The sequence below is a fragment of the Amycolatopsis sp. A133 genome, from assembly GCF_031082405.1.
Classification (GTDB): domain Bacteria; phylum Actinomycetota; class Actinomycetes; order Mycobacteriales; family Pseudonocardiaceae; genus Amycolatopsis.
In genome coordinates this window covers 102,433-119,254 of sequence record NZ_JAVHJU010000051.1, presented here as the reverse complement: position 1 = coordinate 119,254, position 16,822 = coordinate 102,433, and the positions used below count along the sequence as shown (strand labels likewise).

The 16,822-nt window shown below is 70.5% G+C and carries 14 protein-coding genes, 1 tRNA gene and 2 pseudogenes; 12 read left to right on the top strand and 5 right to left on the bottom strand.

The annotated features are described in order from the left end of the window. Positions 1–45: 45 nt before the first annotated feature. A complete protein-coding gene (locus Q5425_RS30680; RefSeq protein WP_308675820.1) occupies positions 46–1,713 on the bottom strand; it encodes a hypothetical protein in 1,668 nt (555 codons plus the stop codon). Between the two features lie 133 nt (positions 1,714–1,846). Here Q5425_RS30680 and Q5425_RS30675 point away from each other — a divergent pair. Both Q5425_RS30675 and Q5425_RS30670 read left to right on the top strand, forming a co-directional pair. Next, positions 1,847–1,920: transfer RNA gene (locus Q5425_RS30675), tRNA-Thr, on the top strand. 134 nt (positions 1,921–2,054) lie between these two features. Beyond that, positions 2,055–2,632 (top strand): annotated as a pseudogene (locus tag Q5425_RS30670) (transposase); the annotation flags it as partial. A gap of 276 nt (positions 2,633–2,908) precedes the next feature. On the opposite strand, the gene Q5425_RS30665 reads toward Q5425_RS30670, so the two are convergent. From Q5425_RS30665 to Q5425_RS30655, 3 genes and pseudogenes are all read right to left on the bottom strand, one after another. After that, positions 2,909–3,628 (bottom strand): cold shock domain-containing protein, encoded by a 720-nt coding sequence (locus tag Q5425_RS30665; RefSeq protein ID WP_308675954.1) that lies wholly within the window; start codon positions 3,626–3,628, stop codon positions 2,909–2,911. A gap of 30 nt (positions 3,629–3,658) precedes the next feature. Next, positions 3,659–3,856, bottom strand: a pseudogene (locus Q5425_RS30660) (cold-shock protein); the annotation flags it as partial. Positions 3,857–4,197: 341 nt separating this feature from the next. Then, entirely contained in the window at positions 4,198–4,653 is a 456-nt protein-coding gene (locus tag Q5425_RS30655) for a GreA/GreB family elongation factor (protein ID WP_308675819.1), read from the bottom strand. A gap of 125 nt (positions 4,654–4,778) precedes the next feature. Here Q5425_RS30655 and Q5425_RS30650 point away from each other — a divergent pair, with 125 nt between their 5' ends. From Q5425_RS30650 to Q5425_RS30625, 6 genes are all read left to right on the top strand, one after another. Beyond that, positions 4,779–5,366, top strand: coding sequence for a TetR family transcriptional regulator (locus tag Q5425_RS30650; protein WP_308675818.1), 588 nt, complete (start codon positions 4,779–4,781; stop codon positions 5,364–5,366). A gap of 106 nt (positions 5,367–5,472) precedes the next feature. Beyond that, complete coding sequence (locus tag Q5425_RS30645) at positions 5,473–6,678, top strand: M14 family metallopeptidase (protein ID WP_308675953.1); 1,206 nt, start codon at positions 5,473–5,475, stop codon at positions 6,676–6,678. A 145-nt stretch (positions 6,679–6,823) separates the two neighbouring features. Beyond that, entirely contained in the window at positions 6,824–7,342 is a 519-nt protein-coding gene (locus Q5425_RS30640; protein WP_308675817.1) for a gamma carbonic anhydrase family protein, read from the top strand. Between the two features lie 33 nt (positions 7,343–7,375). Next, positions 7,376–7,798 carry a 50S ribosomal protein L11 gene (rplK, locus tag Q5425_RS30635; protein WP_308675816.1) on the top strand — a complete coding sequence of 141 codons (423 nt, stop codon included), beginning with the start codon at positions 7,376–7,378 and terminating at the stop codon, positions 7,796–7,798. Between the two features lie 142 nt (positions 7,799–7,940). Then, positions 7,941–9,209 (top strand): serine hydroxymethyltransferase, encoded by a 1,269-nt coding sequence (gene glyA, locus Q5425_RS30630; RefSeq protein WP_308675815.1) that lies wholly within the window; start codon positions 7,941–7,943, stop codon positions 9,207–9,209. A 169-nt stretch (positions 9,210–9,378) separates the two neighbouring features. Beyond that, a complete protein-coding gene (locus Q5425_RS30625; protein WP_308675814.1) occupies positions 9,379–11,028 on the top strand; it encodes an MDR family MFS transporter in 1,650 nt (549 codons plus the stop codon). 51 nt (positions 11,029–11,079) lie between these two features. Here Q5425_RS30625 and Q5425_RS30620 read toward each other — a convergent pair whose 3' ends face one another. Beyond that, on the bottom strand, positions 11,080–11,592 hold the full coding sequence (locus Q5425_RS30620; protein WP_308675813.1) for an inorganic diphosphatase: 513 nt from the start codon (positions 11,590–11,592) through the stop codon (positions 11,080–11,082). A 175-nt stretch (positions 11,593–11,767) separates the two neighbouring features. On the opposite strand from Q5425_RS30620, the gene dacB reads away from it, so the two are divergent. The 4 genes from dacB (at position 11,768) to hpt (ending at position 16,689) form a co-directional block, all read left to right on the top strand. Further along, a complete protein-coding gene (gene dacB / locus Q5425_RS30615) occupies positions 11,768–14,077 on the top strand; it encodes a D-alanyl-D-alanine carboxypeptidase/D-alanyl-D-alanine-endopeptidase (protein ID WP_308675812.1) in 2,310 nt (769 codons plus the stop codon). Between the two features lie 90 nt (positions 14,078–14,167). Beyond that, positions 14,168–15,178, top strand: a complete 1,011-nt coding sequence (locus tag Q5425_RS30610) for a zinc-dependent metalloprotease (RefSeq protein WP_308675952.1) — start codon at positions 14,168–14,170, stop codon at positions 15,176–15,178. After that, a complete protein-coding gene (gene tilS / locus Q5425_RS30605; RefSeq protein WP_308675811.1) occupies positions 15,175–16,134 on the top strand; it encodes a tRNA lysidine(34) synthetase TilS in 960 nt (319 codons plus the stop codon). Before Q5425_RS30610 ends, tilS begins: the two co-directional genes overlap by 4 nt. Positions 16,135–16,137: 3 nt before the next feature. Then, complete coding sequence (gene hpt, locus Q5425_RS30600) at positions 16,138–16,689, top strand: hypoxanthine phosphoribosyltransferase (protein ID WP_033261644.1); 552 nt, start codon at positions 16,138–16,140, stop codon at positions 16,687–16,689. The last annotated feature ends 133 nt before the right edge of the window (positions 16,690–16,822 follow it).

Below are 16,822 nucleotides of genomic sequence, written 5' to 3'. Positions count from 1 at the left end.
GACCCCGCCGAGAAGCTCCCGGCGGGGTCCTTCACACCCCTCGGGTCACTCGCGCGGCCGGGGTGACGGCTTGAACGGCTTCTCCTCGACGGCCACGGCCAGCGGACGCCGCCTTCCGCCCGGCATCGCGGCCACCATGACCACACCGAGCAGCAGCATCGCGGTGCCCGTCCAGAACAGCGGCACCGTGTCGTAGGCGCCACCGGTGTAGGCGAGGTTCTTCACCGGTCCCTTCGGCGCCTCGCCACCCGCGGGCGGCGGCGTCGCCGCGGTCCCGCAGACCACGCCGCCGGTCGGCGCGTACGCCCGGGCGATCTGCTCGCCGAGGGACAGCTGGGCCAGCGACGACGGCAGGTTCTTCGCCTGGTCGTCCGGCAGCAGGCTCTTGAGCTTCGTCGTCGGCAGCAGCTGCAGGTCGAACATCCGCGCCGACGCGCCCAGCTGGTAGCCCTTGAACGGCGTGGTCATGTTCGCCGACTTCTGGTCGAGCCCGGCGATGCTCAGCCGCAGCACCCCGAGGTCGAGCACGGTGCCCGCGGTGGTCCCGACCTGCTGGACGCCCTTGGTGAGCGTCGAGACGAGCCCGCCGACCACCGGGATGTCATTGAGCTGCCCGAACTGGTCGCTCAGCCCCTTCAGGGGCAGCCCGATCGGGATGTCCTTGGTCGGGTGCGCGGCGTCGAGCGTGTACAGCGTCTTGCCGCCCGCCGCGATGGTCAGCACGGGCGCGGTGTACTCGACCTTGGACGTCTTCGCGTCGCCGGTGGAGGTCACCTTGAGCGTCGGCTGGCTGGCCACCTTGACGCTCAACGCGAGCGGCGTGCCCTTGAGGATCTCGATGTCCGCGGCCTGCAGCGTCGACGTCGACTGCACGGCCTTGTTCTTCGAACCGGGGATGTCGACCAGCTTCACCTGCGACCGCGACGACAGCGTGTTCGGCAGGCTCAGCAGCGATCCGTTGCCGTCCGCGGCGGTCTGCCCGCCGCCCTGCAGCAGGCCACCGAGGCTCTGCAGGCCCTTGGTGAGGTCGAACCCGCTCGCCAGCGAGCCCGGGTCGAGCTTCGGCTTCAGCGCGTCCAGGCCGAGGTTCGGCATCGACGGCACGACGTTCAGCAGCGACAGGCTGGCCACGGAGGTGCTGGCATCGGCGATGGTGTCGACGCACGGGCCGAGCGTCTGGCTCCACCTCGCGTGCGCGCTCCCGTTGAGCAGACCCACGTTGAGCAGCGGGTTCGACGGTGCGTTGAGCCCGCCGCTGATCGGCTGCGGGTTGTCCGGCAGCGCGGTCTGCACGACGCTCCCCGGAGTCTGCGGCGCGTTCCCGCCCACGGACACCCCGAACGGCGACGCCTGCGCAACTGCCTTCTCATAGCTGAGGTAGGCATCCGAGTTCGCCGACGCGCTCGACAGCCCCATCCCGGCCTCGAGCGCGGACTGCTTCGGCAGCGTCTGCCCGAACCCCGGCAGGATCGTGCTGGTCGGCACGGCATTGGGCAGCAGCCGGATGATCCCGAGCGCAGTCCCGGCATCCCCAACGGCGTGCCCCAGCGGCTGCGGCCCGATCGGCGCCGAGATCGGCGCCTGCCCCGGATTCGCCGGCTGCGGGATCGGCGTAGTCGGATAGGTCGTATCGGCGTACGCCGGAGCCGCGCTGAACAGGACCAACGCCGCGGCCGCCGGCAGGGCCACCGAACGGGGCAGTCTTCGCCGCATGTGCCAGAGCCTCCAGATAGGTCGACGGTGGTGGGAGACCGACGTCATAGGGCCCTAACGACGGTCCCCCCGAAAAGTGACGTCGACAGCCTCCGCTACACTTGACGACGTCGCCGGCGCAAGCCGAAGACACGCCGCCTTAGCTCAGTCGGCCAGAGCGATTCACTCGTAATGAATAGGTCAGGGGTTCGATTCCCCTAGGCGGCTCCGCAGGTCAGGCCCCATCCGAGAGTCTTCGGGTGGGGCCTGACTCGTTTGGTGGGTGACTAACACCTGGTCTCAAAACTTAAGGGTGTGTCACTGCGTAACCGGCCGGTCCTGGTCGTCGATCGTGGGCAGTCGTGGCGAAGACGACGCAGCAGCGGCGGGTCGAAGACCGGCTCTGGGAGCTGATCGAACCCCTGATCCCGTCCCGGCCAGCGCCGCGCGGTCCGGGTGGGCGGCCCCGGATCGATGACCGTGTCGCGCTAGAGGGGATCTTGTTCGTGCTCGACACCGGCTGCCGCTGGCGAGACCTGCCCGAGCAGCTCGGATGCGGTTCCGGGCACACCGCGTGGCGGCGGTTACGTGAGTGGCAGGACGCCGGCGTGTGGGCCCGGCTGCACCAGCTCGTGCTCGACGAGCTGTCCAACATCGACGAGCTCGACTGGACCAGAGGCTGCATCGACGCGGTGTCGGTGCGGTCGAAAAGGGGGGCGAGCTGACCCGGCCGCAGCCCCACTGACGCTACCTGACCCGCCGCGGTATCAAGGTCCGTATCGCCCGGCGCGGGATTGAGAGCAAGTCCCGCCTCGGCCGGTTCCGCTGGGTCGTCGAACGCACCATCTCCTGGCTGCTGCGGTTCAACCGCCTCGGGCTGCGCTACGACCGGACCGAACGCACCACGCTGGCGCTACTCACGCTGGCCTGCACCGTGATCAACGTCCGCCGGCTCATCAAGATCGAGCTCTGCGACCAGGTCCAACGCATCCATTCACTCGTTTGGGATACATCGGTAGCTCTGTGTCGTCGGGTGGGGGTGACTGGTGAGCTTCTGAGCGCGGAGCAGGTCCTCGGGTCGGCACGGGGCCCCCGTCACCACGAGGGAGATCGATCTCCTGGAGGAGGCTGCAGCCGCGTTGCTGACGGCACCCATCGACGGGGATGAACGAGCACTCTCGTCGGGAAGTGATCAGCCATCGGTGGGGCCGCCTCTTCAGAGGCGTTCGACGCGGTCGGCCTGCGGGCCCCGGTCGCTCTGACGCACCGCGTACCGGACCCGGTCACCCTTCTGCAGCGGCTCCGACCCCATGATCACGGACGCGTGGGCGAAGAGATCGTCGCCGCCTGCGTCCGGGGTGATGAAGCCGAAGCCGCGGTCGCCGTCGTAGCGCGCGACGACGCCCTCGCCGCCTCGTACGGGCACGTCCCGCGCCGCCGGCCCTGCGGCCGCGGCAGGTGCCGACCGCTGCGGCGCCGTCTGGGGCTCGGCGCCCCGGACCAGGTGCACGTCGCGGGCCTGCGGGCCCTTGTCTCCACTAGCCACCTCGTAGGCGACGCGGTCGCCCTCCGCGAGCCACGTCAGCCCCTCGGCCAGGGCCCGGGCGTGAACGAAGACGTCCCCGGCGCCGGAGTCGGGGTTGATGAAGCCGAAGCCCTTGTCCTCGTCGTACCAGGCCACCGTGCCGTCGGCACCGTCCGCGATACCAGCCGCAGCGGGTGAGCCGGCCCCTGCTCCCAGCGGGATCACGTGCCCGGCCTGCGGGCCGCGCTCGCCTTCGACGATCAGGAAGGCCACCCGCTGCCCCTCGGTGACCACGCCGCCGGTCACGATGGCGGAGCTGTGCACGAAGATGTCGGCGCCGCCGCCGTCCGGCGACGCGAAGCCGTACCCCTTGCCCGGCTCGTACCAGTTGATGGTGCCGAGCAGGCCCACGGCGCTGCCGGTGGCCGCATCGGCGGTGACGCGAACGCGCAGCGCCTCGGGCCCGCGGTCGTTCTCGCCGACCTCGAACACGACGGCCTGACCCTCGCGGAGCACTTTGGCGCCGCCGTCCCCGACGATCTCGGAGGCGTGCACAAACACGTCCGGCGAGCCGTCCTCGGGCGCGAGGAAGCCGAAACCCCGTTCGGCGTCGAACCAACGGACGGTCCCTTGCGGCATCAAAGGCTCCAGGTCGAGAGGGCGGGCAATGGCCCCCAGTCTCTCTGACAGACCTCCGGTCCGTCGGGCCGGGTCCACAGGCGGGCGGTGCGGAGCCACGGGCGGGCCGTGGGTTCACCTAGCGACACGCCGAGTTTTGAGACCAGGTCCAAGACGCCTAGTCGGTGGGAGAAGAAACTTCCGGAGGTTCACCCTTCGCGGGGAAGATCCGGTTCACCACGGTCGCCGTCGTCGCTGGGTTGGGCCTCGAACTCACCCTCGAGGTCCACCCGTCCGGGGCAAAGTCGACACAGCAAAGGGCCTCCGGCCGCAAGCCGGAGGCCCTTCGGGTGGGCAAGGGGTTACTTTGGCGGGGTCACCTTCACCACGGTGGCCTTGGCGTCGCCTCGGGGGGTTCGGTAGGTGATCTCGTCGCCGGCCTTGGCTCCGACCAGGGCCAAGCCCAAGGGGCTGTCCGAGGTGATCGCGTCCGCGTCTTCGCCCGGGACCGTTACCACCTGGAACGTCTCTTCGTCTCCGTCGGGGAAGCGGAGGGAGACCACCGTGCCGTCCGGGAGCTGGCTGTTGCCGTAGCCGCCGTGTTCCATCTTGGCCGCCAGTTCGGCGATCTGGCGGTCGAGGCGGGCGGCGGACTCCGCTCGGTCGATCACGTCCGCCTGGTCCGCCGCGTCGCCGGTGCGTTCCTGCTCGCCGGGTTGCGGCGCGAGGGCTTCCCGCTGCGTGCGCAGGTTCGCGATTTCCTTCTCCAGCTGGCTGCGCGCAGCCGGGCTGAGCCCCTTGTCCCCTGAGATCACCATGCCGGGCATTGTCCGCTGCGCGGAGCGGGGTGGCCAATCCGGTTTTTCACCCGAAAGCCGCCGACAGGACGTCTGCCCATAGGATTTCGGGTCGGGCGTCCAGGAAGAGGGTAACGAGAATCACCGTGAGCGCAGTCCCCGGCCGCAGCGAGCGGCTCTCGCCGAACCAGCTGGCCAAGCAGGAACAGATCGTCGAAGCCGCCCGGGTCGTGCTCGCCCGCGACGGGCTGGCGGGGTGCACCGTCCGGGCCATCGCCGAGGCCGGGCCGCTCACCAAGAGCGCGATCCACTACTACTTCGCCGACATCGACGTCCTCATCGACCGGGCCATGGCCGCGCACATCACCGCGTTCGCCGCGGGCCTGCGCGAGGTCGCCGCGAAGCACGACGAACCCCGTGAGCGGCTCTTCGCCGTCCTCGAGGAGTACCTGAGCGTCTTCGCCGCGAACCCGAACGCCGCGCTCCTCTGGTTCGAGTACTGGATCGCCGCCGGACGGGCGCAGCACCCGCAGGCCATCGACGTCATGCTCACGTCGCTCACGGAGCTGCTCGCCGAGCTCCTCGCCCCGCTCGACGTCGACGACCCGCGGGCCAGGGCCCGGGCGCTCCTGTCGTACCTGCTGGGCACGGTCGTCCAGCAGCGGGTGCGCCCTCGGCCGTTCGCCACGCTGCGTGCCGACATCGAGGCTCTCTGTTTTGCGAACTACGGCTAGAAACCGCCATTAGATCCGTACCCTCCCGGATTGCGCACTACGTCCGGCTCCGGCCAAGGTCGAGGAACCCCCGAGAGCAGGAGACGTGATGCGCACACGAACGTGCATGGCCGCGGCGGCCGCCGCCCTCTTGGTGCTCACCGCCGGCGGCCAGGCCGGTGCCGCCCAGCCCGACGGACCGCAGGTGTACGAGGTGACCGGGGCCGCTACCGCCCAGGAGCGCACCGAGGTCGCGCGGACCGGCGCGGACATCCTCGACAGCGAAGGCGCGACGACCACGGTCATCGCCAACCCCGGCGAAGCGGCCCAGCTGCGCGCGAAGGGCTTCGGCGTCAAGGCGCTCGGCAAGGTGAACCGGCCGCAGGGCACCGCGACCGTCGAGGACTTCCCGGCCGGCTACACCGGCTACCACACCTACGCGGAGACGCAGACCGAGCTGCAGAAGGCCGTTGCGAACTACCCGTCGCTGACGAAACTGGGCAGTGCCGGCACGTCGTACGAGGGCCGGGCCCTGTCGCTGCTCAAGATCTCCGACAACGCCGCGACGGACGAGAACGAGCCCGAGGTCCTCTTCACCTGCAACCAGCACGCGCGCGAGCACCTCACCACCGAGATGTGCCTGCACATCGTGCAGCGGCTGACCAGCGGGTACGCGACGAACAGCGCGATCAAGCGGCTGGTCGACAGCACCGAGATCTGGGTGATCCCCAGCGTCAACCCGGACGGCTCCGAGTACGACATCTCCGGCGGCACCTTCCACAGCTGGCGCAAGAACCGCCAGGGCCCCGGCACCGACACCAACCGCAACTGGGGTTACAAGTGGGGCTGCTGCGGCGGCTCCTCGGGCTCGACGTCGAGTGAGACCTACCGCGGCACGGCGGCGTTCTCCGCACCCGAGACCCGCTCCCTCTCGAACTGGGTGAACTCGCGGGCGGTCGGCGGCGTCCAGCAGATCAAGACGCACATCGACTTCCACACCTACTCCGAGCTGGTGCTCTGGCCGTTCGGCTACACCTACGACCGGACCGCGCCCGGGCTCACCGCCGCCGACGCGACGAAGTTCGAGACGCTCGGCAAGCAGATGGCCGCGACCAACGGCTACACGCCGCAGCAGTCCAGCGACCTCTACATCACCGACGGCAGCGTCAACGACTGGATGTGGGCGCAGCACAAGATCTGGAGCTTCACCTTCGAGATGTACCCGAAGGGCAGCAGCCCGGGCTTCTACCCGCGCGACACCCAGATCGGGCCGCAGACCACGCGCAACGACCAGGCCGTCGACATCCTGATCAACGCCGCGATCACCGGCTGACCCCCCACGGTGCTTTCCGGGGGTTCCGGGTGGCGGAGCCCCCGGCCCGAGGCGAAGCCTCGGATGTCACAGCCCGCGCGGCTCGCGAACGGCCTCCTTCCCCGCTGGACCGGGGAAGGAGGCCCTCGCGGTCTAAAGTCCGGGCATGCCTCTGTTCTCGTTCGAAGGGCTCAGCCCGCAGGTCCACCCGGACGCCTGGATCGCCCCCACCGCCACCCTCATCGGCGACGTCGTCGTCGAGAAGGACGCCTCGATCTGGTTCGGTGCGGTGATCCGGGCCGACTTCGGCCGGATCGTCATCCGCGAGGGCGCCAACATCCAGGACAACTCGGTGATCCACGTCAACGACGGCGTCTGTGAGGTCGGCAAGAACGTCACCGTGGGCCACCAGTGCCTGGTGCACGACTGCACGATCGGGGAACAGGCGCTGATCGGCAACGGCTCGACGGTGCTCGACAAGGCGAAGATCGGCGCGCGGGCGCTGGTCGCGGCCGGGGCGACCGTCACGCCGTCGACGGAGGTGCCGCCGGAGGTGATCGCGATGGGCAGCCCGGCGAAGAAGTTCGTCCCGCTGACCGACTCGGCGCGGATGTGGGTCGAGCACAACGCGGCGATCTACCAGGAGCTGGCGCGCCGGCACCGCGCGGGAACAAAACCGGTTTGACCCTCCAGTAACTGGAGACTCTAGCTTCGGGCCATGGCTCCGAAGAAACTCACCCACCAGGTCACCCTCGAGCTCACCGCGGGCAACGCCCCGGTCGTCGACCTCGGCAAGATGCTGGGGCAGACCGGGATCAACCTCGTCGAGGTCAAGAAGGCCTACGACGCGGCCACGGCGGCACAGCGCGGCGACATCGTGCCGGTGGTCGTTTCGGTGTTCGAGGACCGTTCGTTCGCGCTCCGCCTCAAGACGCCGCCGACGTCGTTCCTCATCAAGAAGGCGTTGGGGGACAAGGGTTCCGCGCGGCCCGGGCACGAGGTCGCGGGGAAGCTGACCACACAGCAGCTGCGGGACATCGCCGAGCGCAAGCTGCCGGACCTCAACACCTCCGACGTCGAGGCGGCGATGCGCACGATCGCGGGCACGGCCCGGTCGATGGGGGTGGTGGTCGTGGGTTGAGCGCACCGGGGTTCGAGTGTCGTGGACTAGGCTCTTCCCCGCAGCAGCGACTGGCGCCATCGAGGTGGAGCACCACCGGGAAGCGACGACGAGGCCGGCACCGCGCGCCTGGGTGAAGGCCACTCCAGAGCCGGAGTACGCCATGACACACCAGCCGAAACTGACCGCACTCGCCGCCGCCGACCCCGCCATCGCCGGGCTCGTCGAGGACGAAGCCAAGCGCCAGCACGACAAGATCCGCCTGATCGCGTCGGAGAACTACGTCTCGCAGGCCGTGCTCGAAGCGACCGGCACCGTGCTCACCAACAAGTACTCCGAGGGCTACGCGGGCAAGCGGTACTACGAGGGTCAGCAGTTCATCGACCAGGTCGAGCGGCTCGCCATCGAGCGGGCGAAGGCCGTGTTCGGTGCCGAGCACGCGAACGTCCAGCCGTACTCCGGTTCGCCGGCGAACCTGGCCGTGTACCTCGCCTTCGCGCAGCCGGGCGACACCGTGCTCGGCATGGCGCTGCCCGACGGTGGCCACCTCACGCACGGCTGGAGCGTGTCCGCCACCGGCAAGTGGTTCACGCCGGTGCGCTACGGCGTCGCCAAGGAGACCGGCCGCGTCGACCTCGACCAGGTGCGCGACCTGGCCCGGCAGCACCGGCCGAAGCTGATCTTCGCCGGCGGCACGGCGATCCCGCGCACGATCGACTTCCCGGCGTTCGCCGAGATCGCCGCCGAGGTGGACGCCGTGCTCGTCGCCGACATCGCGCACATCGCCGGCCTGGTCGCCGGCGGCGCGCACCCGTCACCGGTCGGGCACGCGCAGGTGATCACGACGACGACGCACAAGACCCTGCGCGGCCCGCGCGGCGCGATGATCCTTTCCGACGCCGACCACGCGAAGGCCGTCGACAAGGCGGTGTTCCCCGGCCTCCAGGGCGGCCCGCACAACCACACCACCGCGGCGATCGCCGTCGCGCTCGGGGAGGCGCAGCAGCCGTCGTTCAGCGACTACGCGCACACGATCGTCGCGAACGCCCGTGCGCTGGCCGACGCGCTGCTCGCCTGCGGCTACGACCTCGTGTCCGGGGGTACGGACAACCACCTGCTGCTGATCGACCTGACCAACAAGGGCGTCGCGGGCAAGCCGGCCGCGCAGGCCCTCGATCGCGCGGGCATCGAACTGAACTACAACACGGTGCCGTTCGACCCGCGCAAGCCGTTCGACCCGTCCGGCATCCGGCTCGGCACGTCCGCGATCACGACACGCGGTCTGCGCCCGCAGCACCAGGTGCAGGTGGCGGAGTGGATCGACCGCACGATCACCGCGGCCGCCGCCGACGACGAGTCTTCGCTGGACACCATCGCCGCGGAGATCCGCGAGTTCCTGGCGCCGTTCCCGATCCCGGGCTACTCCGCCTGACCCCTCCCGGAGGCGGCACTTTCACGTGAAAGTGCCGCCTTCGGCGTGTCCGAGACGGGCGTCACACAATATTTGATTGCACGGTACAAGCTTCTGGGGGAATACTTGGGTCGAGCAAGTAGTTGAGAGGTACAAGCAACTACGCCGCAGGCTTTCGAGGGAGACCACCATGAGCGACCCCACCACGGCGGAAGGAGCAGCCGCTACGAAAGGCAAGCTGACCCACCGCCAGATCCTGACCGTGCTGTCCGGGCTGATGCTCGGCATGTTCCTCGCCGCGCTCGACCAGACCATCGTGTCGTCGTCGATGCGCACCATCGCCGATGAGCTCCACGGCCTGTCCCTGCAGGCCTGGGCCACCACCGCCTACCTCATCACCGCCACGCTCTCGACGCCGCTGTACGGCAAGCTGTCCGACCTCTACGGCCGCAAGCCCATGTACCTGACGGCGATCTCGCTGTTCCTGGTCGGCTCGCTGGCCAGCGGCATGGCGACGTCGATGTACGAGCTCGCCGCGTTCCGCGCCTTCCAGGGCCTCGGCGCCGGTGGCCTGATGTCGCTGGCGCTGGCGATCATCACCGACATCACCGCCCCGCGTGAGCGCAGCAAGTACCAGGGCTACTTCATGGCCGTGTTCGGCATCTCGAGCGTCGCCGGCCCGGTCGTCGGCGGCTTCTTCGCCGGCATCGACACCTTCGCGGGCATCACCGGCTGGCGCTGGGTCTTCCTGGTCAACGTCCCGATCGCGCTCGCCGCGCTGGTCGTCGTCACCAAGGTGCTGAACCTGCCGCACACCCGCGTGGACCAGAAGGTCGACTACTGGGGTGCCGTGGCGCTGGCCACCGGCCTGGTGCCGCTGCTGATCGTCGCCGAGCAGGGCCGGGAATGGGGCTGGGGCTCCGCCGCTTCGGTCGCCATGTACGTCGTCGGCGGGCTGGGGGTGGCCGCCTTCGTCCGGATCGAACGCCGGATGGGCGACGCCGCCCTGCTGCCGCTGCGCCTGTTCCGGCGGTCCGTGTTCCGGATGTCGACGATCGTCACGGTCGTGCAGGGCGCCGGGATGTTCGGCGCGATGATGTCGCTGCCGCTGTACCTGCAGATCGTCAAGGGCGCGACGCCGACCCAGGCCGGCCTGCAGATGCTCCCGCTGACGCTCGGCATCATGATCGCCAGCTTGGGCAGCGGCGTGGTGATCTCCCGGACCGGCCGGTACAAGATGTTCGCGGTGGCCGGAGTCGGCCTGATGGCAGCGGCGCTGTTCGCGCTGTCGACGATCAGCGTCGACACTTCGCTGTCCTTCGTCATGGTGATCGCCTTCGTGATCGGCCTCGGCCTCGGCTCCTCGATGCAGACGCTGGTGCTGGCCGCGACCAACGACGTCCGCCCGCAGGACATCGGCGTCGCCACCTCGGCGGCGACGTTCTTCCGGCAGATCGGCGGCACGGCGGGCACCGCGGTGTTCCTGTCGATCCTGTTCGGCACGGTCGGCGACCGGATCGCGAACGCACTCCGCTCGGCGATGACCACACCGGCCTACACGGCGGAGCTGGCGCAGCACCCGGAGTTCGCGAAGCAGCTGCAGAGCGGCCTCGACGTCAACGACACGTCGTTCCTGTCGACGCTCGACCCGACGCTGGCCCGGCCGATCCTGCAGGGCTTCGCCGAGTCGATGAGCACGGTGTTCCTGGTCGGCGGGGTCGTGCTGACCGTGGGCTTCGCGCTGGTCTGGTTCCTCAAGGAGAAGCCGCTGTCGGACAAGTCGGCGATGGAGCAGCGCGCGGAGGCCGAGGACGCCCCGGCGCTCGCCCTCGCGCACTGACGGCGTGAAAAGGCCCCCTCGGGAAATTCCCGAGGGGGCCTTTTCGCATGGTCAGTGGCCGCCGTTGGCGTTTTCCTTCGCCAGCCGGTCGGTCTCGCGCTCGTACGAGCGGGCGATCTCGTTCTCGGCCTCGGCGCGGCCGACCCAGGACGAGCCTTCGACGCTCTTGCCGGGCTCGAGGTCCTTGTAGACCTCGAAGAAGTGCTGGATCTCCAGCTTGTGGAACTCGTTCAGGTGGTGGATGTCGCGCAGGTGCTCCAGGCGCGGGTCGGCGCTCGGGACCGCGAGGACCTTGTCGTCCGGGCCCTTCTCGTCGGTCATCCGGAACATGCCGATCGCGCGGCAGCGGATCAGGCAACCCGGGAACGTCGGCTCCTGCACCAGGACCAGCACGTCGAGCGGGTCGCCGTCCTGACCGAGCGTGTCGTCGATGAACCCGTAGTCGGCCGGGTACTGCGTGGCCGTGAACAGGGTCCGGTCCAGCTTGATGCGGCCGGTCTTGTGGTCGACCTCGTACTTGTTGCGCTCCCCTTTGGGGATTTCGATCGTGACGTCGAACTCCACGCCGTCCTCGCTGCTTCTGTCGGATCCATGGCACGCCCCGCGTCGCGGGCGGCAACCTTCATGACTGTCTTGACGTCTCCTAGTGTGGACTACGCCCTGCCGGTGGACCGCATCGATGTCGGCCACGCGGCATGTGAGCTTGGCCCCTCCCGGGGCAGGTGAGAAGGAGTGGTGGGTGCCGGAAAACGACCAGCCGATGTGGCCTTCGTCGGACGAAGACCGCTCGTCGTCCGGCGCGCGGGAGACCACTCCGATGTCCCTGCCCGACCCGCCGGAGAGCGGCGGGGAACGCGCGGGCGTGCCCAAGGTCACAAGCAGCGAGGCTCCGAAGGGCTCGTGGTTCGCGCCGAACGTCCCGCCCGAGCCGGTCCCGGGCCTCAACGCGCCCGCGGAAGAGCCGCCGCCCCCGCCGAGCCCGGCCAAGCAGGACCTGGCCGACCGGCTCGGCAGCCGCGCGCCGTTGCAGCCGCCGAAGCCTGCTGAAGAGAGCACCCAGTACATCCAGGTCGAGCAGCCGAAGCCCGCGGCGGCCGCGGAGAGCACCCAGTTCATCGAGGTGGAGAAGCCCGCGAAGGTGCCGGTGGTGCCGATCGAGCGGCACGTTCCGCCCCGGGAGGAGCAGAAACCGGACGAGCCGCAGCAGCAGTGGCGCGAAGAGCTGCAGCACTGGCGTCAGGAACAGCAGCGCCGCGAAGAGCAGCTGAACCGCGGGGGACCGCAGCGCAGCGAAGAGCCGGAGACCCAGCAGCGTCCCGACGCACCCTGGAGCCAGCGCATCGAGCTGCGGGAGGACCGCGCCGGCGACCGTCCGGCCGAACCGGGCGACCGCCGTCCCGCGCTGCCGCCGGAGCCGCCGCGCGGGGTGGTGCCGTCGGCGTCCGCCGGGTCGCTGGCCCGGCCCCAGCGGATCGAGCCGGACGGGCAGCGGTTCGACGCCGAAGCGACCGTTGGGATCGAACGCCCCACCCAGTTCCCCGGCGTCTTCCAGCAGCAGCCCCAGCTCCGCACCGAACCGCCCCGCAACGATCAGCCGCCCGCCGAACCGCCGGCCCCGTCCGCGGCCGAGGCGCCGTCCGGCGGCGAGCCGCCGAAGAAGCGGCGCAAGGGCAAGCTGATCGCGCTGGTCGTGGTCGTCCTCCTGGTGCTGGCCGGCGGCGGGGTCGCCGCGGCGACGCCGAAGGTGGCGAACCGGCTGGGCCTGCCGTGGGCGCCGAACGCGCCCAAGGGCGACCCGCCGTCGCCGTCCGCGGCCACGCGGCAGCTGCAGGGACCGGCCACGTCCGGGACGGCGCCGACGGCGAACGGCGTCAAGTCCGCGCTGGCCCCGGCGGCCGGCAACGGTGCGCTCGGGCAGCTCACCGGCAGCGTGATCGACCCGGTGACCGGCACCGTGCTGTGGGACCGCAGCTCGTCGACGCCGGTGACGCCCGCGTCGACGACGAAGGTGCTGACGTCCGCGGCCGCGCTGCTTTCGCTGGACCACAACCTGCGCCTGCCGACCAAGATCGTGCAGGGCGCGGACCCGGGCACGGTGATCCTGGTCGGCGGGGGCGACACGACGATCACCAACCTGCCGCTGGGCACCGACTCCCCGCTGTACCCGGGGGCCGCGCACGTCGACGACCTGGTCGCGCAGGTCAAGAAGGCGGTGCCGGGCGTCAAGAAGGTTCAGGTCGACCTGACGCTGTTCAAGGGGGCGACGACCGCGCCGGGCTGGGAGGCCGGTGACGCGCCGTCGACGTACGCGACGCAGATGGCGCCCGTGATGGCCGACGGCGGCCGCATCAACGCCAAGGACAACAACTCGCAGCGCACGGCGAACGCGGGCAGCGCGCTCGCCTCGTCGATCGCTTCGAAGCTGGGTGCTTCGGCGGGCGGCCAGGCGACCGCGCCCAAGGACGCGAAGATGGTCGCCGAGGTCAAGTCGGCCCCGCTGACCGAGCTGGTGTCGGACCTGATGGAGCTGTCCGACGACGTCCTCGCCGAGGCGGTCGCCCGGCAGGTCGCGCTGGCGAACGGTGAGGAAGCGAGCTACGCCGGCGGCGCCAAGGCGACCATCAAGGTCCTGAAGGACCACGGCTTCGACGTCTCGGGTGTCGCGCTGTCCGACGGCAGCGGCATCTCGTCGCTCAACCGTATCCCGGCGCGGCTGCTGACCCAGCTCCTGGCGGCCGCGGCGGCCCCGGATGGCAAGGACCCGAACACCGCGAAACTGCGTCCGGTGCTGGCGGGCCTCCCGGTGGCCGGCGGCTCGGGCACGCTCGCCGACAAGCGGTTCGACACGGCCGCGTCGCAGGCGGGCCGCGGCTGGGTGCGGGCCAAGACGGGCACGCTCACCGGGGTGAACACCCTCGCCGGGCTGGTGCTCGACCAGGACGGCCGGGTGCTGGTGTTCGCGTTCATGTCCAACGGCTCCGACACCGACTCCGGCCGCGACGCCCTCGACGTGCTCGCGACGAGCCTCCGCAAGTGCGGCTGCGCCTAGCGGACGCCGAACCGTACGAAGATCGTGGCCGGAAAACCGCACCGGGCAGGTAGCGTCGGAAGGGTGAGTCAGGAAACGCAGACCCGGCCCATGGTCGACTGGGCGATCGCGGCGCAGACCGGCGCGTTGCTCGTGCGCGGCGGTCCGCAGGTTCCGCGGGAACGGGCCGAGGAAGCCGTCACCGACCTGCGCGAACTGACCGTCGAGGCCGAAGGGCACGTGCGGCAGCTGACGAACCTGGGGCTCGACCTGCCGCTGCTGCCCGGCGAGGTCGTCGACCGCCCCGGCTGGGTCCGCTCCGCCGCGGCCGGGCTGGACGCGCTGACCGGCCGGGCGCTGCCGCAGCAGGGCGGGCCGCTCGGCCCGATCCTGGCCGGCGGCGCCGGGGTGCAGACCGGGCTGGTGCTGGCGTTCCTCGCCAGCCGCGTGCTCGGCCAGTACGACCCCTTCGGCGGACCGGACCGGGAAGGCAGGCTGCTGCTGGTCGCGCCCAACGTCGTGGCCGCCGAGCAGGCGATGGACGTGCCCGGCCACGACTTCCGGCTCTGGGTCTGCCTGCACGAGTGCACCCACCGGCTCCAGTTCACCGCGGTCAGGTGGCTGCGCGACTACTTCGCCGACGAGGTCGAGCGGCTCGTCTCCGGTCTCGCCGGCGGCGGCAGCGACAGCCTGGCCGACCTGTTCGGCAGGCTGCCCGAGGCGATCAAGCAGGGCCCGAAGCTGAACCTCGCCGAGCTGCTGCAGTCGCCGAAGGAACGCGCGGTGTTCGACCGGCTGCTGGCGCTGTCGACGCTGCTGGAAGGGCACGCCGACTACGTGATGGACGCCGTCGGGCCGCAGGTCGTGCCGAGCGTCGACACGATCCGCGCGCGGTTCACCGCCCGGCGCAAGGGCGGCGGTGTCTTCGACCGGCTGCTGCGCGCGCTGCTCGGCGTGGACGCGAAGATCCGTCAGTACGAAGAAGGCGCGAGGTTCACGAAGCACGTCGTGGACGCCGTCGGCATGGACGGCTTCAACGCCGTCTGGCGGTCGCCGAACACCCTGCCGTCGCGCGCCGAGATCGCCGACCCGGCGGCGTGGGTCCGGCGCCTGCACGGATGACCGGGCCGGCGGTCGCGGCCGTCCGGCGGGCCGTCCGCGCCTTCCTGGAGACCGTCGACGCGCCGCCCGAGCTCTGTGTCGCGGTCTCCGGCGGCGCCGACTCCCTCGCGCTGGCGGAGGCCGCCGCGTACGTGGGGCACCACCGCGGCCACGTCGTCCGTGCGCTGGTCGTCGACCACGGTCTGCAGGAGGGCTCGGCGAAGATCGCTCTCGATGCGGCCGGCGCGGCCAAGGCCCTCGGCGTCGACGAAGCCGAGGTGCGCCGGGCCGACGTCCGCGGCCCGGGCGGGCCGGAAGCCGCCGCGCGCAAGGCCCGCTACCGGTCGCTGGCCGGCCACGGCCTCGTCCTGCTCGGCCACACCCTCGACGACCAGGCCGAAACGGTCCTGCTCGGCCTCGGCCGCGGCTCCGGCCCGCGCAGCGTCGCCGGGATGCGGCCGCACGACCCGCCGTGGGGACGGCCCCTGCTCGCCGTCCCGCGCGCCACCACCCGGGCCGCCTGCGCCGAACTCGGCGTCGAACCCTGGGCCGACCCGCACAACGCCGAGCCGCGCTTCACCCGCGTCCGGCTCCGCACCGAAGTCCTGCCCCTCCTCGAAGACGTCCTCAACGGCGGAGTGGCCGCCGCACTGGCCCGCACGGCGGCGCAACTGCGCGAGGACAACGAGGCGTTGGACACAATGGCGGACATGATCTTCACCCGCGCGGGCGGTGCCGAAGGGCTGGATGTCGGCGTCCTCGAGGCCGAGCCCGCGGCACTGCGGCGGCGGGTTCTTCGCAGGTGGTTGCTGCAATCGGGTGTGCGCGAGCTCACCGACGCGCACCTGCGCGCGGTCGACGCACTGGTCGCCCGGTGGCGTGGTCAGGGCGGTGTCTGGTTGCCGGGCAACTTGGAAGCACGCCGGTGCCGTGGCAGGCTCTGCGTCGTCTCCCAACCCACCACCCGAGGGGAATGACCCGTGTACGAGGGCGAAATCGCCTCCGTGCTCGTCACCGAGCAGCAGATCAAGGACAAGATCGCGGAGCTGTCGGAGCAGATCGCTGCCGACTATCCGGCCAACGGGCAGGGGGAACTCCTGCTGGTGGGCGTCCTGAAGGGCGCGGTCATGTTCATGACCGACTTCGCCCGTGCGCTGCCGCTGCCGACGCAGCTGGAATTCATGGCCGTGTCCTCCTACGGGTCGGCGACGTCGTCGTCCGGCGTCGTGCGCATCCTCAAGGACCTCGACCGCGACATCGCGGGCCGGGACGTCCTGATCGTCGAGGACATCGTCGACTCCGGCCTGACGCTGTCGTGGCTGCTGAAGAACCTCGCCAGCCGCAACCCCGCGTCGCTCGAGGTCGTTTCGCTGCTGCGGAAGCCGGAAGCGGTCAAGGTGGACGTGCCGGTGAAGTACATCGGCTTCGACATCCCCAACGAGTTCGTCGTCGGCTACGGCCTCGACTACGCCGAGCGGTACCGGGACCTGCCCTACATCGGCACCCTGGACCCGAAGGTCTACACGGCGTAGTGCACCGGCGGAGTTCACCGACCGTTCACCGCAACCACCGGATTTTCGGAACCCCGGCGTCGCCGATTGCGTCATAGGCTCTGATCACGTGCGTTAACCTATGCGAAGACCAGTCGTGCCCGCGGTGACCGGG

Coding starts and splice junctions, on each gene's coding strand:
- Q5425_RS30680 (WP_308675820.1), bottom strand. CDS start 1,713: ATGCGGCGAAGACTGCCCCGTTCGGTGGCCCTGCCGGCGGCCGCGGCG.
- Q5425_RS30655 (WP_308675819.1), bottom strand. CDS start 4,653: ATGGTGATCTCAGGGGACAAGGGGCTCAGCCCGGCTGCGCGCAGCCAG.
- Q5425_RS30645 (WP_308675953.1), top strand. CDS start 5,473: ATGGCCGCGGCGGCCGCCGCCCTCTTGGTGCTCACCGCCGGCGGCCAG.
- Q5425_RS30640 (WP_308675817.1), top strand. CDS start 6,824: ATGCCTCTGTTCTCGTTCGAAGGGCTCAGCCCGCAGGTCCACCCGGAC.
- rplK (WP_308675816.1), top strand. CDS start 7,376: ATGGCTCCGAAGAAACTCACCCACCAGGTCACCCTCGAGCTCACCGCG.
- glyA (WP_308675815.1), top strand. CDS start 7,941: ATGACACACCAGCCGAAACTGACCGCACTCGCCGCCGCCGACCCCGCC.
- Q5425_RS30625 (WP_308675814.1), top strand. CDS start 9,379: ATGAGCGACCCCACCACGGCGGAAGGAGCAGCCGCTACGAAAGGCAAG.
- Q5425_RS30610 (WP_308675952.1), top strand. CDS start 14,168: ATGGTCGACTGGGCGATCGCGGCGCAGACCGGCGCGTTGCTCGTGCGC.
- tilS (WP_308675811.1), top strand. CDS start 15,175: ATGACCGGGCCGGCGGTCGCGGCCGTCCGGCGGGCCGTCCGCGCCTTC.